This is a genomic window from Streptomyces sp. NBC_01451 (genome assembly GCF_036227485.1).
Classification (GTDB): Bacteria; Actinomycetota; Actinomycetes; order Streptomycetales; family Streptomycetaceae; genus Streptomyces.
The window spans coordinates 7,778,489-7,793,818 of record NZ_CP109479.1 but is presented as its reverse complement, the minus strand read 5'-3'; the positions used below and the strand labels follow the sequence as shown (position 1 = coordinate 7,793,818).

Genomic DNA, 15,330 nt, shown 5'->3' with positions numbered 1-15,330 from the left:
TCGATCAAGGAACCCCGGCGTTCTGACGGAGATCGCGCTCCCCTGCGGCTATCGCGACGCCCAGCGTATTGCCCGGCGGCGGAAAGGGGCAGACGAAGTGGTCGGCGAACGCACACGGCGGGAGCAGGGACCGGTTGAAGTCCACCGTTGTGCGCCCCTCGGCGTCCGGGGCCGCGGGGCGCAGGAACCGGAAGCGGTAACTGCCGTCACCGCTGGTGGAGTCGGCGAAGACGGCCCAGAGTGTGCCGTCCTCCTCGACGCTCACGCGCAGCGTCTGCTCCTGCCCGTCGAGCGAGAACGTCAGTTCACCGCCGAGCCCCAGTCCGCGCTCGCGCCCGTCCGCGTTCGTGACACGCACGGTGTGCCGCCCGTCGTACGGCGTGAACCGGCCGGGTACCGACCAGCGCGGGTCGTACGGGGTCGCCTCGACGCCCTTGAACGCCGTGCGCGTCCGGGCGCCGGGGTCGAAGTCGCGCACACCCCAGCTGCCCTCGCGCACCAGTACGACCAGGCGTCGCTCGCCGAGACCGACCCGGGCCGCGCCCGCCGGACCGGCGTCGGCGGCCAGCCGGATCTCCCCCGCGAAGGGCTCGCCGTCGAGTGTCAGCCCGTCCGTGGCGTCGGCTGCCAGGAGGACCCCGTCACCGTCGGCCGTCCACCGACCCGGGATGGCCGGAAGTCGACCGTCCGGAAAGCCCTCAAGCCAGTGCGTACCGACGAGTGCGAGGGGCCCGTAGGGCGCCGACACCGTCTCGATGCGCCGTTCGTGCCACTTCTGCCATGCCTCGGCCCCGTCCACCGTCATGAACCCACACCAGAACCCACGCCAGCCCACTCCCTGGAAACCCGCTGTGCGCCGCCTTCGGCGCACGCCCCGGACCACGCGTTCCGTGCGCGGCCCGTACACAACCTGTATGTCATCTTTGTAAGTGCGGCGCCCAGTAGGCGCCCAGTCAGCCCGTCCATACGGGTTCGCCCGGTCCGAGGCGCGAGCGCAGCATGGCCGCCGCCTGTTCCGTACGGAACGCGCCATGTTCCTGGAGCAGCGGCACAACCCGGTCCACGCAGCCCGGTCCACGAACTCGTCCAGGCCGCCCGGGGCGGGATGCGGAACGAGGACGACCCCGTCGGCTGCGCCCTCTCGTACGAACGCCTCAAGCGCGTCGGCGACCGACTCAACCGACCGAGGGGCGCCGACCAAGGACTCCCGGGCGCTCGTCGCGGCGACGGTGGCCCGCGTACTGGTTGGCCGGCCGGGCCAGCCCCAGGTGCTCCCGGAGTGTGCGGCCCGGGTAGAAGGTGCGGAACAGGCTCCGGTGCTGGAGCAGCGCCACCGTTGCGTTGACGAGCCGCTCCAGGTCGCGGCGCGGCTCGGCGGGGACGAGATGGAAGCCGTCGACGACGCCGGACGTGTGCCAGGCGGTGATCAGTTCGGCGAGGTCCACAGGTCCGCCCCGGTACAGCGGGCCGTGCGCGCTCGGCCGGGGACCCCCGCCCCCGTGCCCGGGCTCGGCCGCGTGCTCGCCACCGCCCAGGTCGACGACAAGGCTCGCGAGGACCCGCAGCTCGTCCGGGTCGCGCCCCAAGTCCTTGGCGGCAACCCGCAGTTCGTCACGCACGGCCCCCGCCTGAGCGGCGCTCACCGCCCGGACGAGCACCACGTCGGCGTACCGGGCCGCGATCTGCCGGGCCTGTCCCTCGGTGGCGTCGACGACACGGACGGGGTGGCCCTGCGGTGGCCGCGGCACGACGGACGGGCCCTTGACGGAGAAGGTGGCGCCCTCGGAGTCGGCGTGGTGCGGCTTGTCCCGGTCGACGAAGCGGCCGGCCGCCATGTCCCGCACCTCTGCGTCGTCCTCCCCGCTGTCCCACAAGCGGGCCGCCGCGTCGGCGACTTCACCGGCCTCCCGCCACAGCTCGTCGCCGGGGGCGGCACGGCGGCGGCCGAAGAGCCGGGCCTCGGCCCCGGTCGCCGACACGTCGAGCTGCCAGCCGGCCCGGCCGCCGCTGATCCGGTCGAGGGTCGCCACCGCCGCCTGGACGTGGAAGGGCTCGGTGTGGGTGGTGGTCACGGTGGGCACCAGACCGATCCGCGTGGTGGCGGGCGCGACCCGGGTGAGGACGTCGAGCGCGTCCGGGCCGGGGCGCGCGAAGGAGTCGCCGAGCGTCACGAAGTCGAGCCCGCCGCTCTCGGCGAGCCGCGCAGACTCGACGTACAGGCCGGCGTCGAACAGTGCCTGTTGCCCGGCCACCGGCCGGTCGACGGCGGCGGCCAGGTGCAGCAGCCCCCGGCCGTGCGTTGAGGTCATGAGGATGAACCTTTCGTCGGTGCGTCACAGCACCCGCGTCGTCAGGAAGGCTTCATGCGGCGGTGTCGTGATCGACCACGGGTTCGATCACGGGTTCGACCGCCGGTTCGGCCACCGGGTCGACACCGCGCTCGGCAACACGATCGGCACCCCGCCCGCCACGACGTTCGACAGCACGTTCCTCACGACGTTCATCGCGACGTTCGACCGCGCGATCGGCGTGGTGTTCGGCAGCACGGTCCTCGCCGGACTCGGCGTCGGGCCCGCGGGCGTCCAGGGCCCCCAGAAAGGTCAGCACGGCGCGCGCGGTCGCGTCGTTCTGCCGGAAGGCGGGCCCTCCGGTGCGCGGCCGGGTGAACGCGCCGGAGCCCCGCGCCTCGGTGTGCGGCCCGAGTGCGAAGCGCCGTGGATGCGGCCGGCCGTCCCGGTCCAGGAGCCGCCCGTCACCGGGGTCCACGGCGAGCAGCCCCTCGGAGGTCACACCTGCCCCGTCGTTGTACAGCTCGCGCAACAGAGTGTCGCGGGCGCGCTCCAGGGTGGGTTCCGGCAGCCGGGCCTCGACGAGCGCGCGGGCCTCCACCGAGGCACCGGGCACACTGACGCCGCTCGCCCGGAAGACCCCGTCCGCGGCGGTGACGGTCACGTCGGCGCCGAGGAAGTCGAGGATGCCGGCCCGGGACAGTGCGAGCATCTGGTGGAGCCGGGGTCCGGGCGGCCCGGAGGCGAGGTAGCTGAAGAAGCCGTGCCACCAGGGTCCGATGTCACCGAGCCGCACCAGTTGCCCGTAGACGGAGAGCAGCCCGAGAAACACAGCCAGGTCCGGGCTGTACGACGGATCGTGACGACGGGTCAGATCGTCTCGGATGTACCCTCGCAGCCCTTCCTGAAGCGCTTCGTACGACGGATACCGCACCCCCTCCAGCGGACGGTCGAGGACGCCGAGGTCGAGCCGGTCGGCCGGATCGGGCACGGTGGAGGCGACCAGCGCCTCCCGCTCCACCCGGCTCGCGGCGACGTACTTCTCCTCGAAGTCCGTCCAGGCACCCCTGGTGCGCTCGGGGTGGACGGTGAACAGCCGGTGGTAGTGCGCGAACCCCAACTCCTTCTCCACCAGCGGCCACACGTCCCGCCGGAAGTCGAAGCCGTCCGGACGCGCGAGCAGGGCGTCCACCTCGCCGGGCCCGAAGAACCTTGGGAGGGGCGGCCGTTCACCGGTCCAGTCGTAGCCGATCTTCGAGTGGTACGGCACCCCGCGTCGCGAACCGACGTACAGCACGGGCTCCCGCCCGGACGGCCGGTAGACCAACTCCCCTTCGCCGTCTTCTTCATAGCGTCCGCCACGCCCTTCCGTGAGGAGCACCATCAGGTCGACGAAGGCCAGCCCGAAGCCCCGCACGAGGACGGGCTCACCGGGCCGCAGCGCGGACAGGTCACTGTCGGCGGTGAAGTCGGGTGGCAGATGGACCAGCCCGTTGGCCCGCGCATAGGCGGCCAACTCGCTCTGCTCTCGGTCGAGTTCGGCATCGAGATGTCCGAGCGTCAGCACGACGAGGTCGGCGGGCAGCGGCTGGTCGCGCCCCTCCAGCCACACCTGCTGGCGTCCCTCGCGCGGCCCGCCGACCCGCAGGGCGCGACCGACGTGGTACTGGACGCGGATGCCGGGCGGCAGGGCGGCCAGCGTGTCCTCGTACACCCAGTTCAGGTAGGCGCCGAGGCGTCGGCGGTCCGAGAAGACGCGGCCGTCGATGTCCGCCCACTCGTGCAGTGTGGGTCCCGGACGCACCGGGCCTGCCATGGCCACCGTCTCGTCGGTGAACATGGTGACGTCCTGTGCCTGCGAGTTCATCCACAGCAGCGGGGACTGCTCCTCGCGCCAGATCCGCCCGGCGCCCGGCGGATAGGGGTCGACGAGATGGATGTCGAGGCCGGAATCCCCGTACAGCTCGGGCGCGTTGGCGGCGATCCGCTCCAGAAGACCGGTCCCCCGCGGACCGGCCCCGACTATGACAAGGGTCGGCGGCGGCGCCGCGTCACGCGGCTGTTCCGGGTCTGTGGGTGAGGCCGGTCCGGCCAGGATCTCTGAGGACATGCAAAGGCTCCGCGACGCGATAGGTCGAACACGGTGACGCCTTCACACGGGTGTCGCAGGACGCGATACGGCGGTCCATTGCGCACGGTACGGCCGAGCCCCTCAGCAGGGCCGTCCAACGACTTTACGGGGACGTTTCCCCTCACTGTCAAGGCTGTCCGAACTGTGAGCGGTTCGTCTCATGTTGGTTGACGCCACACCGAATGCCTGTTCCACTTGCCCCATGCATCCACAGCAGTGGCTGGTCAAACGCTCCCACATCGACCTCGGTCGAGTGTGGTCCTCCTCCTGTTGAGCTGACCCCCTGCGCGCCCGCTCGTCCGGGCGCCTTTTCGCGTTTCTCCCGCACACCTTCACACCTCACGCCTCATCCGCGCCTTCACACTCACGCACACCCTCCCCTCAAGCACCTCCCCCTTTTTTCTTTCCTCGGCCCCATCACTTCCCTCCGCGCTTTCCCGCGGCCCTTTCCCCGCGACTCTTCCCCGCGCCCGCCCGGGAGACCGCCCGGCACGGGCGAAGCATGCTCACGGCCCGGCGATCGAGAAGTCACGGATCCCCCCGCCGGAGATCATGGACTGACCCACCGTCAGGTGTGATCCGGACTCGACTGGGCATCCGCCGACTGTGACTGAGCATCCGTCAGGAAAGCGGGCAGGACGCCCATTCACCCATACGTCCCAACGCTCACCCATACGCCACGAAGAATCATATTTCACTCTCAGTCAGCAGTCGGACACGGCAAGACCCTTGCGGCGCGGGGCCTCTCGACGAAATGGTTGTGCACCAGTACCGTCACGAAACCCCCGCGCGGCGTCTATTCACTTGGCGCGCCATCCGCATCATGGATGACCATAGGGATGCGGAATGCATGAGAGACCGCTGTGAGAGGAGGCGTCCATGGGATCGGTACGCAAGGCGAGTGCCTGGCTTGGCCTCGTCGACGACAACAACGATGACGAGCGTTACTACGACGACGACTACTCCGAGGGGACCGAGCAGCCCGGGGATGCCTGGGTCACGGACCCCCGGGTCAAGGTCGCCGGCGAGGTGGCCGAGGAGAAGGGCCGCCGGATCGGCACGGTCACCCCGGACAGTTTCCGGGACGCCCGCGCCATCGGTGAGCTCTTCCGGGACGGCGTCCCGGTCATCATGAACCTCACCGCCATGGACGCCGCCGACGCCAAGCGCGTCGTCGACTTCGCCGCGGGCCTCATCTTCGGCCTGCGCGGCTCCATCGAGCGGGTGTCCAGCCGCGTGTTCCTGCTGACCCCCGCCGACACGGAGATCGTCAGCGGGGAGGCCCAGCCGCACCGCGCGGACGGCTTCTTCAACCAGAGCTGAGCAAGGCCGCTCACCGGCCCCGCCGTCCGTTGTTCAGGTCAGCGGAAGGCGTCAAGTCCGGTGAGCGCCTTGCCCAGCACCAGCTGGTGCATCTCGACGGTGCCCTCGTACGTGAGCACCGATTCGAGGTTCGTCGCGTGCCGCATCACGGGGTATTCGAGCGAGATCCCGTTGGCGCCGAGGATCGTCCGGGCCGTACGGCAGATGTCGATGGCCTCTCGTACGTTGTTGAGCTTGCCGAAGCTGACCTGCTCGGGACGCAGGCGGCCGGCGTCCATGCGCCGCCCCAGATGGTGGGCGAGCAGAATCCCCTTGTGCAGCTCGACCGCCATGTCGGCGAGTTTGGCCTGGGTGAGCTGGAACCCCCCGATGGGCCGCCCGAACTGCTCGCGCGTCTTCGCGTAGTCGACGGCGGCCTCGAAACAGGACCGGGCCGCGCCCATGGCACCCCAGACGATCCCGTAGCGGGCGTGGGAGAGACAGCCGAGGGGCCCGCGGAGTCCGGTGACGTCAGGCAGTACGGCGTCGGCGGGCAACCTCACGTCGTCGAGCACGAGTTCGCTGGTGACGGAAGCGCGCAGGGACCACTTGTGCTTGATCTCGGGCGCGGAGAACCCCGGGGTGTCGGTGGGCACGACGAACCCGCGGATGCCGTCGTCGGTCTGCGCCCATACGACGGCCACGCCGGCGACCGACCCGTTGGTGATCCACATCTTCCGGCCGTTGAGCACCCAGTCGCCGCCGCTGCCATCACGCTTGGCGTACGTACGCATACCGGCGGGGTCGGAGCCGTGGTCGGGCTCGGTCAGGCCGAAGCAGCCGATGACGTCGCCGGAGGCCATCCGCGGCAGCCAGTGCCGCTTCTGCTCCTCGCTGCCGTAGCTGTGGACGGCGTACATGGCGAGGGAGCCCTGTACGGAGACGAGGGAGCGGATTCCGGAGTCGGCGGCCTCCAGCTCCAGGCAGGCGAGGCCGTACTGCACGGCGGACGCACCGGCGCACCCGTACCCCTTGAGGGACATCCCGAGGGCGCCGATGCCGCCCAGCTCACGCGCGAGCCCCCTGATGTCCGGCAGCCCACCCTCCTCGAACCACCCGGCGACGTACGGCAGCACGCGGTCCGCCGCCCAGGTCCGCACGGTGTCCCTGATCGCCAGGTCCTCCGCGTCCAACTGGTCGTCGAGGCCGAGCGGGTCGGCGGGGTCGAAAGGGGGCAGCTTCGCGAACTCGGCCACAGGGAGCCCTCCGGTAACTCGATTAACTAGCACCGCTAGTTACGACGCTGGTCCTGACGGTACGACGGAGCGCGCACGCGCGTCCAGCGGGCTTTCACCCACCCCGACCGCCCGCCACAGCGTTTCCCACCGCGCCCTCCAGTGGCTGTCATCTGACGAGGTGGGCGTCCTCCGACGCTCCCGCACTCCACAGGAGACGTCCACCCCTCCGGATGACCGTCACGGGTGGTGCGTGGGTGGGAGAGTGCGGTGTTCACACCGGGACGCGTGCCCCCGCGACCTCCCGAGGGCCAGGCACGGCCACCGGCTCGGCGGCGCCGCCGCACATCACCCGCGGCAACCGCAACGCCATCACCGCCCCCAGCAGCAACAACCCCGCGCTCACCAGCAACGTCACATGCAGCCCGTGCACGAACGCGTCCCGAGCCGCCGCCCGCAGGGCAACTCCAGAGGGCCCCCCGAGCCGCCCGGCGACCTCGTACGCCTCGCCCAGCGAATGCCCCGCCGCGGCCGACGCCGACGCCGGCACCCCCGGCACCGACCCCACCCCCGGCGCGTACGCCGCGTTCATCACACTCCCGAGGAGAGCGATCCCGATGCCCGCGCCCAGCTGGTACGACGTCTCCCCGATCGCCGCGGCCCCGCCCGCCTGAGCCGCCGGAGCCTCGCTCAGCATCGACTCGTACGCCCCGAAGAGCGTCGTCTCCAGGCCGAAGCCCAGCAACACGAACCCGGACAGCATCAGCCCCGCGTTGTCCTCGCCGCCCATCGCCGTCAGCAGCACGACCGCCGCCGCGGTGAGACAGAACCCGGCGCACACCATCGTCCGCGGCCCGAACCTCCGCAGCAGCCGGGCCCCGGCGAGCCCGGCCGCCATCGCCGCCGCCGTCAGCGGCAGCAGTCGCAGCCCCGTCTGCAACGGCGAAAGCCCCAGCACCAGCTGCAAGTACTGCGCCGCGATCAGCTCAAGTCCGACCAGCGCGAGCATCGCCAGCACGATGCACCCGACGGACGTACTGAACGCGGGCCGCGCGAACATCCCCAGGTCCACCAGCGGATGCGTACGCCGCCGCTGCCTCCGTACGAAGAGAACCAGCAGCACCGCGCCCACCAGCAGCGGCACGACCGTCAGGAAGTTCCCGGCCCCTTCGCCGCCGCCCAGCCGCTTCACGCCCAGGACGACGCCGAACAGGCCGCCCGCCGCCGTCAGCGCGCCGACCACGTCCCACGGGCCCTCGCCCCCCTCGCCGCGCGACTCGGGCAGCAGCAGCCTGCCGATGGGCAGGCTGACCAGCATCAGGGGGATGTTGACGAGGAAGACCGACCCCCACCAGAAGTGCTCCAGCAGGAAGCCGCCGAGCAGCGGACCGACCGCCGCTCCCACCGCGGCCACCGCGCTCCAGACACCGATCGCCAGCGCCCGTTCGCGCCGTTCGGGAAAGACCTGGCGGAGGATCGAGAGCGTCGCAGGCATGATCATCGCGCCGCCGACGCCCAGCAGCGCCCGCGCCAGGATCAGTACCGGGGCACTGTCGGCGAGGGCCGCCATGCCGGAGGCGACGCCGAACAGTCCGTACCCGAGGAGCAGGATCCGTCTGCGGCCGACCCGGTCGCCCAGCGTGCCGAACAGGATCAGCAGTGAGGCGCAGACCAGCGGATAGATGTCGACGATCCAGAGCAGCTCTATCGCGCCGGGCCGGAGGTCCTCGCTGACGGCGGGCACCGCCACGTGCAGGACGGTCGCGTCGACCGCGACGAGCAGCAGGCTCGTACAGAGGACGAACAGGACGACCCAGCGGTTGGCACTCGCCCCGGCCGCCCGACGGCGCAGCGCTGCGGCAGCCGTGGTCGTCCCGGACATGTACGTACCTCCAAGATTCCCTCGCGTTCGACGGTCCGCGGGGTGGGGACTCCCCGGGAGCTTCGGCTTCGGCCGAGGAGGAGCGGTGACGGATGTCCTCGGGCCGCGCGGCGAAAAGCGAGTGGTCCGACAGCGTACGCGAGTTCACAGCGGCGAAAAGTGGCGGACCTCTCACCCGCCCGCGGGACCCGTGTGTCGTACACCACGCACCCGGCGTGGCCGCCCGCCGCCACACCCGCCCTCGTCCCGTACGCCGTCGATAATCGACCGGTGACAGATCCTGGCAGCCGCCCGCCACCCAAACCGCCCACGCTGCGCCGTGCCGCGCCCGCCCTCCTCGGGTACGCGGCCGTCCGCGTGCTGGGCCTGGTCGTGCTGGCCCTGTGGAGCGCGGCGCGGGACAAGAACGCGTACACGCTGCTCACCGCCCGCTGGGATGCGCTCTGGTACACGCGGGTCGCCGAACTCGGTTACGGCTACGAGGTGCGCCTCCCCAACGGTGACGTCCACTCGAACCTCGCCTTCTTCCCGCTGCTGCCCTGGCTGGAGCGGCTCCTGGCGTCCGTCACCCCGATGTCGTACGCCGACGCGGGCTTCGCGGTCAGCGCCCTCGCGTCACTCGCCGCCGCCTGGGGCGTGTTCGCGGTCGCGGATCATGTGTACGGCCGTCGTGCCGGCGTGTGTGCCGCACTGCTGTGGGCGGTGCTGCCCGTCGGCATCGTCCAGTCGATGGCGTACAGCGAGTCACTGTTCACGGCCCTGGCCGCCTGGTCCCTGTACGCGGTCCTCACCGGCCGCTGGCTGACGGCGGGCACCCTGGCCCTGCTGGCGGGTCTGACCCGCCCGGTGGGCCTCGCGGTGGTGGCGGCGGTGTGGGTGACGGCCATCGCCTCGTTCAGTACGTCGTCCAGTACCTCGTTCGTAGGGGAGCGGAGCGCGCCCGAGTCGTACGGCGCACCCGTCCGGCGGCGCGCCCTCGGCATGCTGATCGCGCCGCTCGGCGCCGCCGGGTACGTCCTGTGGGTCGGCCACCGCACCGGCAGGGGACCCCTGGGCTATCTGGACGTCCAGGCCGGCTGGCGCAACGGTTTCGACGGCGGCGCTGCGTTCGCCCGCTTCGTCGCCGACAAGTTCACGTCGTTCCCGTCGGCACTCGCCGGGGTCGGGCTGATCCTCGGTGTGGGCCTGCTGATCTGGCTGTTCGTCACCTGCGTACGGCAGCGCCAGCCGCTGCCGCTGCTGGTGTACGCGGGTGCCGTCACCGTGCTCGCCCTGTGCGCGTCGAGCTACTTCGGCTCGAAACCACGCCTGTTGCTGCCCGCGTTCCCTCTTCTGCTGCCGCTCGCCCTGGCCCTGAGCCGGCTGCGTACGCCCAGGTCGGTGCTGGTGACGGGCGTGGTCGCGGTGGCCTCCGCGGTCTACGGGGCGTTCTGGCTGAACGGCTCCGGTCCGCCCTGAGCGACCTTCCGGCGAATTCCGGACAACCATCCGGTGAACCAATTCGAAAGAGCCATTAAACAGTACTGCCGCATGATCAATGGAAATGAGGGGAAGACGGGCCCCGAATAGGGATTCCAGGGAATTAAACATCTCCCCTGAGAGGAATCCCACATCACATCGTCATTACAAAGCCGTGGATTGGGCGGAGATCCGAGCTCACTCGCTGTAACGTCGATTGGGTGCTTACCGAACGAAACCTCGCCCGTCTGGACCGGGTGTTCGCGAGGCTGGACCGGGAACCCGGACGGCCGACCCACATCGATGTGCCGAAGATGAGCCGGCACAGGATCGCGCTCCTTGTCGCGACCCTGGCCTTCTATCTCGCCATCGTGTGGGCCGTCGTGATCACCTCGTGGCTGGTCCGGCTCGACTGGCAGGTCATGTTCTTCCGGCCCTACCAGCAGTGGCCGGAGATCCACGCGTTCCTCGACTACTACGTGGTGCTCGGTCAGCGCGGCCCCACCGCCGTGATGATCTCGGCCTGGCTGGGCTGGCGCGCCTGGCGTCAGCACACTCTGCGCCCACTGCTCACGTTCGGCGCCGCACTGCTGATGCTCAACGTCACGGTCGGTGCCGCCAAGATCGGCATGGGCCGCCTCGGACCGCACTACGCGACCACCATCGGCTCGAACGAGATGGGCATGGGCGGGGATATATTTCCCAGCGGTCACACCGCCAACGCCGTGGTGACCTGGGGCATCCTGGCCTATCTGGCCTCGACCCCGTGGACCAGGCGCTGGCTGTCCGCCGGTTCGGCACTGATGTCGCTCGGCGTCGGCCTCACCACGGTCTATCTGGGGACGCACTGGCTGAGCGATGTCGTCCTCGGCTGGGTCGCGGGCCTGCTGGTCCTGCTGGCGCTGCCGTGGTGCGAGCCGCTGATCACCCGCACCGAGACCTGGATCCTGGACCTGCGCGACCGCAGGCGCGTCCGCGGTCCCGGCGCGGCACCCGTCCCGGCCCGGGTCGGCTCGTCGGCGCTGCTCAAGCCGCACGCGACCGCCGCGGAAGAGGCCACGGCCCGGGAGAACACCGCCCCGGCGGCCCGTTCGTCCCGAACGCCCGCGCACCCCGCGCATCCGGCACATCCGGCACATCCGGCGACGGCCACGCACGCGATCCGCTCGGAGCGCAGCCCGGTCACCCCGGTCGGCAGCCGCCGCCCGCCGCACGCGGACCGCGCCCCGCGCACCACCGGCAACCCTTCGGCCCGCCCCCTGCCCGGCAACGGCTGAGCCGCCGCCGGGGCGCCGTCCGGCCTCAGCCCTTCCAGCAGCGTGTCACCCTGCCCGCGGTGACCTCGAAGTTGAGCCGTCCCGACCGGTACTCCATGGTGATGATCGCCCCGGGCGGCAGCGACCGCACCGCGGACCAGCCTCTCCCCCGGGCGAGCCGCTCGGCCTCCGCTCCGTCGAGGCCGACATAGGTGTCCGGAGTGTCCTGGGGTTCTTCGGGCCTGGGAATCGGTGACATGCCCGCCACCGTAGGCGCCCACCGGCACCCGGGGAAGCCCGGGCCGCGACCGCACGCACCACTCCGTACGGCTCCGGTCACGCTTCTGTCACAAGATCACGCCATTCGCTTCGGACGATAATCCTCACGCGGCCCGATACGGAGAGACTGGTCACCCATACTTCCGACGGCCATTCGAACGTAATTCGCCGGCTCTCCGCGAGCCCCGATAAACCCTGTTCGCGATCGCCCGAAGGACAACTCCGGGACGGTGAATTGCGTCGGCGACCCCCACCCTGGCGCCTTACCTGCTTCTTACACACGTCATACATGTCGATGCCACACATCCCGGCCGGCGGCACGACGACAGAACGCATAAAACACCCACGACTTCCCCACATAACCTCCGCATCGCATCGTCACGACACCGCCTCCGAGCTGCTCGGAGTGCGCGGCGACCGTTCCACCGCGCGGGACAGCCGGTCCCGGGAGGTCCTGATGACGTCGACGAGTTCCACGGGCTCCAGCACCTCGAACTCGAAGCCCATCAGCATGACGTGGATGACCATCACGTCCAGGTTCGAGGCCCCGGTGCGCAGCAGACAGGCCTCTTCACCGTCCGGTTCCAGCGTCCCGGCGGAGGGCGAGATCCGCGCCGCGGCCTCCGCGCAGGGCACCAGCAGCCGGACGACGGCGTGGGAGGCGTACGCGCGCGTGGAGACGCCTCGGGAGACATAGGCGGCGAGATCGTCCGCGGGGGGCGTACGAGGGGCGAAGCGCGGTCCGTGCGGCGGCTTCGGCGTGATGCGGTCCGCCCGGAACGTACGCCAGTCGGCGCGGTCGACGTCCCAGGCGACCAGATACCAGCGCCGCTCGGTGCACACCAGGCGGTGGGGTTCGACCGTACGGCGGGACACGGATCCCTCGTGTCCCCGGTACTCGAAGCGCAGCAGTTCCGTGTCCCGGCAGAGGTGGGCGAGTTCGGTGAGGACGGCCGGGTCGACGGCGGAGGGCTGCGGCCCGCGGAGCATCGGCACGGTGAAGGCGTTCAGGGCCCCGACCCGTCGGCGGAGCCGGTCGGGCAGTACCTGTTCGAGCTTGGCCAGTGCCCGTACGGAGGTCTCGCCGATGCCCTCGATGCCCTGCCCGGCGGCGGTCCGCAGCCCGACGGCCACGGCGACCGCCTCGTCGTCGTCCAGCAGCAGCGGCGGCAACTCGGCACCGGCGCCGAGCCGGTAGCCGCCGCCGGTGCCCGGACTGGCGTCCACGGGATAGCCCAGGTCGCGCAGCCGGTCCACGTCCCGGCGGACGGTACGCGGGGTCACCCCGAGGCGGTCGGCAAGGTCGGGGCCGGACCATTCGCGGTGGGCCTGGAGCAGCGAGAGCAGTCGCAGCAGCCGTGCCGATGTCTCCAACATGGGAGGGAGTCTGCCAGCGGTCGCGGACAGCCACTGTCCTCAATGCACTCGGCGGTCTCCGATCCCCTCGGCGGTCCTGGACGGCACACCAGTCATGGCCGGTACGCCAGCTGCGGGACGTCGAAGCAGTCGGCGTTCATGTCCCCCTGCGAGACCCAGCCCCTGCCGTCCTGCCAGCGGGCGACCGACAGACACGTCCGGCGCGTCTTCGGCGGCTCGGCAGCCCGCTCGAAACGCACCGGAATCAACAGCCCGTCAGCCGTGTACCCCTTGTCCCCCGCTTCGCCGCCCTCGCCGCGGTTCATGAAGTCGTCGAGACACGCGCGCGTGACGCCCGTTCCCGTTTCCGCACAGGCCCGGGCGGCCTCCGTGAACCACATCGCCGCCGCCCACCCCTCCAACTGCCACTGCGAGTGCGTACCGAGCCTGGCGGTGGCCTCCCGGAACTCCCGTACGGCCGCCTGGTCCGTGTCCTCGAAGTTGCGGCTCGACCCGGTGACCCACAGGGCGTTGCGGCAGCGCGGGGAGTTCTTGTAGTCCTCCGGGACGGTGGAGGTCCAGTTCTGTACGTTCGTCACCTTGGCGGTGATCTCGGCACCCACGTCGTCCAGCGCCTCGCACAGTCGCGCGTTGCCGTGCGTGTCGAGGGCGTCGAAGACGAGGTCGGCGCCCTGTTCCTTCAGGTCGGCCGCCGCCGCGCGGAAGTTGGGCAGCGCGAAGTCGACCTGCTCGGTGACCACGTCGTAGCCCTCGGCCTCAAGGCCCCGGACGACCAGCCGGGCGTACGCGGCCGAGGCGGTCTGGTTGTACGAGACGACGGCGGCCGTGCGGGCGCCGTGCTCGCGCGCGAAGTAGCGGTAGACCTCCGTGCCGCCGTACAGCCGTCCGCCCCAGCCCGGGGTGCCGTCGCGGGGCGCGAGGCTGCCGTAGATCCCGTACAGGTGGGGGTAGGTGTCGTAGGCCGCGCCGATGGGCTGGCCGCCGATGTCGGGCACGCCCGCCCGGGAGACGCGGGAGGCGCCCGCGTAGTCGAGGGCGGTGGTGGCGACCAGGGCGACGACCGCGTTGCCGTCACTCCCCTCGCTGCCGTCGATCAGTTGGTGCACGCACTCGTTGTTGCCGACGCCGCTGCCGCCGTCGTCGCACAGCCGGACCTCGACCGGGCGGCCGTCGATGCCCCCGCGCGCGTTGAGCCGTTCGAACCAGGCCCTGGCGCCGTCGCGCGGGCCGGTGAAGGCGGCGGCGCCGACCGGGCTGGTGGCGCTCGTGATGATGCCGACGCGCAGGGGCGTCGCGGCGGCCGTCGGCGCTGTCGGGGTACCGCGGTGCTCGAAGTCGCTCTCCGGGAGGCGGCTGCCGCAGGCCGCGCTCAGCAGGAGCAGCAGCCCCAGGGCGGCCGGCTCAGCAGCCCGGAGCCGCCGTCGCATCGCCGCTCAGTCCGACCAGCGCGCAGAGCGTGTTGAGGGAGACCTTCCAGGTGCCGTCCTGTTCGACGGCGGTGCCGGAGGCGTTGGGCAGAGCCGTGGCGCCGTCGAGGAGGAGCACGTAGTTCACGCTCGCGGCGGTCGGCGAGGTGAACTCGACGTCGTCGACCTTCGCCTCGACCTGTCCACCGCGCTGGTCGCCGCTGAACGCCTGGAGGAGCAGGCCCAGCTTGTCGCCGTTCTCCAGGACCGCCTGCTTGTCCTTGAGGGAGACGGCCGGGTCGAAGAACTTCACCCAGTTCTGCCGGACCTCCTTCTCGGCCGCGACGGGATCGGCCGGACCGCTGCCGCCCGGCTCCGGCGATGTCTCCGCCGATTCCGCCGGTTGTGTCGGTTCCGCCGTTTCCGTGGAGGTCGAAGCGGTGGAGGTTCTCGTATCGCCGCCACCGCCGTCGCCGTCGTCGCTGCACGCCGCGAGGGCCGGGCCGAGGAAGAGCAGCAGGGCGGCCGTGATCACCGTGCCCCGCCGTGCGTTCCCCCGCCTGAGGTCGCTCCCGAGAACCATCTGGCTCACCACCGGGTGTCGGTCCGGGGCTTGGGTGCCCGGAGCTTTCAGGGTCGACCGACAGCAGGCATAGTGCAAGCCATTGGCCGGCTGGGACGGACACAGCCAGGACACACGACGTGTGGGAGCCAAG

12 protein-coding genes are annotated in these 15,330 nt (G+C 71.0%); 3 read left to right on the top strand and 9 right to left on the bottom strand.

Annotated features, from left to right (window positions below):
* Positions 1 to 4: 4 nt before the first annotated feature.
* The 3 genes from OG595_RS34345 to OG595_RS34330 form a co-directional block, all read right to left on the bottom strand.
* A complete protein-coding gene (locus OG595_RS34345) occupies positions 5 to 805 on the bottom strand; it encodes a DUF1684 domain-containing protein (protein WP_329278890.1) in 801 nt (266 codons plus the stop codon).
* Positions 806 to 1,175: 370 nt separating this feature from the next.
* The gene (locus OG595_RS34335; protein WP_329278888.1) at positions 1,176 to 2,309 is read right to left on the bottom strand and encodes an LLM class flavin-dependent oxidoreductase; all 1,134 of its coding nucleotides are present in this window, start codon (positions 2,307 to 2,309) and stop codon (positions 1,176 to 1,178) included.
* Between the two features lie 52 nt (positions 2,310 to 2,361).
* On the bottom strand, positions 2,362 to 4,398 hold the full coding sequence (locus tag OG595_RS34330; RefSeq protein WP_329278886.1) for an FAD/NAD(P)-binding protein: 2,037 nt from the start codon (positions 4,396 to 4,398) through the stop codon (positions 2,362 to 2,364).
* Between the two features lie 900 nt (positions 4,399 to 5,298).
* Here OG595_RS34330 and OG595_RS34325 point away from each other — a divergent pair.
* The gene (locus OG595_RS34325; RefSeq protein ID WP_329278885.1) at positions 5,299 to 5,742 is read left to right on the top strand and encodes a cell division protein SepF; all 444 of its coding nucleotides are present in this window, start codon (positions 5,299 to 5,301) and stop codon (positions 5,740 to 5,742) included.
* 38 nt (positions 5,743 to 5,780) lie between these two features.
* Here the strand turns inward: OG595_RS34325 and OG595_RS34320 are convergent, their stop codons facing one another.
* Together OG595_RS34320 and OG595_RS34315 are read right to left on the bottom strand one after the other, a co-directional pair.
* Positions 5,781 to 6,977 (bottom strand): acyl-CoA dehydrogenase family protein, encoded by a 1,197-nt coding sequence (locus OG595_RS34320; protein ID WP_329278883.1) that lies wholly within the window; start codon positions 6,975 to 6,977, stop codon positions 5,781 to 5,783.
* Between the two features lie 253 nt (positions 6,978 to 7,230).
* On the bottom strand, positions 7,231 to 8,838 hold the full coding sequence (locus tag OG595_RS34315) for an MFS transporter (protein WP_329278881.1): 1,608 nt from the start codon (positions 8,836 to 8,838) through the stop codon (positions 7,231 to 7,233).
* Between the two features lie 270 nt (positions 8,839 to 9,108).
* Between OG595_RS34315 and OG595_RS34310 the strand changes: the two genes are divergently transcribed.
* Both OG595_RS34310 and OG595_RS34305 read left to right on the top strand, forming a co-directional pair.
* Complete coding sequence (locus tag OG595_RS34310; protein WP_329278879.1) at positions 9,109 to 10,296, top strand: mannosyltransferase family protein; 1,188 nt, start codon at positions 9,109 to 9,111, stop codon at positions 10,294 to 10,296.
* Between the two features lie 221 nt (positions 10,297 to 10,517).
* Positions 10,518 to 11,573 carry a phosphatase PAP2 family protein gene (locus tag OG595_RS34305; protein WP_329278877.1) on the top strand — a complete coding sequence of 352 codons (1,056 nt, stop codon included), beginning with the start codon at positions 10,518 to 10,520 and terminating at the stop codon, positions 11,571 to 11,573.
* Between the two features lie 25 nt (positions 11,574 to 11,598).
* Here OG595_RS34305 and OG595_RS34300 read toward each other — a convergent pair whose 3' ends face one another.
* From OG595_RS34300 to OG595_RS34285, 4 genes are all read right to left on the bottom strand, one after another.
* Positions 11,599 to 11,811, bottom strand: a complete 213-nt coding sequence (locus OG595_RS34300; protein ID WP_329278875.1) for an I78 family peptidase inhibitor — start codon at positions 11,809 to 11,811, stop codon at positions 11,599 to 11,601.
* Between the two features lie 398 nt (positions 11,812 to 12,209).
* Positions 12,210 to 13,208 (bottom strand): helix-turn-helix transcriptional regulator, encoded by a 999-nt coding sequence (locus OG595_RS34295; protein ID WP_443073274.1) that lies wholly within the window; start codon positions 13,206 to 13,208, stop codon positions 12,210 to 12,212.
* A 92-nt stretch (positions 13,209 to 13,300) separates the two neighbouring features.
* Complete coding sequence (locus tag OG595_RS34290) at positions 13,301 to 14,635, bottom strand: ABC transporter substrate-binding protein (protein ID WP_329278874.1); 1,335 nt, start codon at positions 14,633 to 14,635, stop codon at positions 13,301 to 13,303.
* Positions 14,610 to 15,197, bottom strand: a complete 588-nt coding sequence (locus OG595_RS34285; protein WP_329278873.1) for a hypothetical protein — start codon at positions 15,195 to 15,197, stop codon at positions 14,610 to 14,612. Before OG595_RS34285 ends, OG595_RS34290 begins: the two co-directional genes overlap by 26 nt.
* Positions 15,198 to 15,330: the final 133 nt, after the last annotated feature.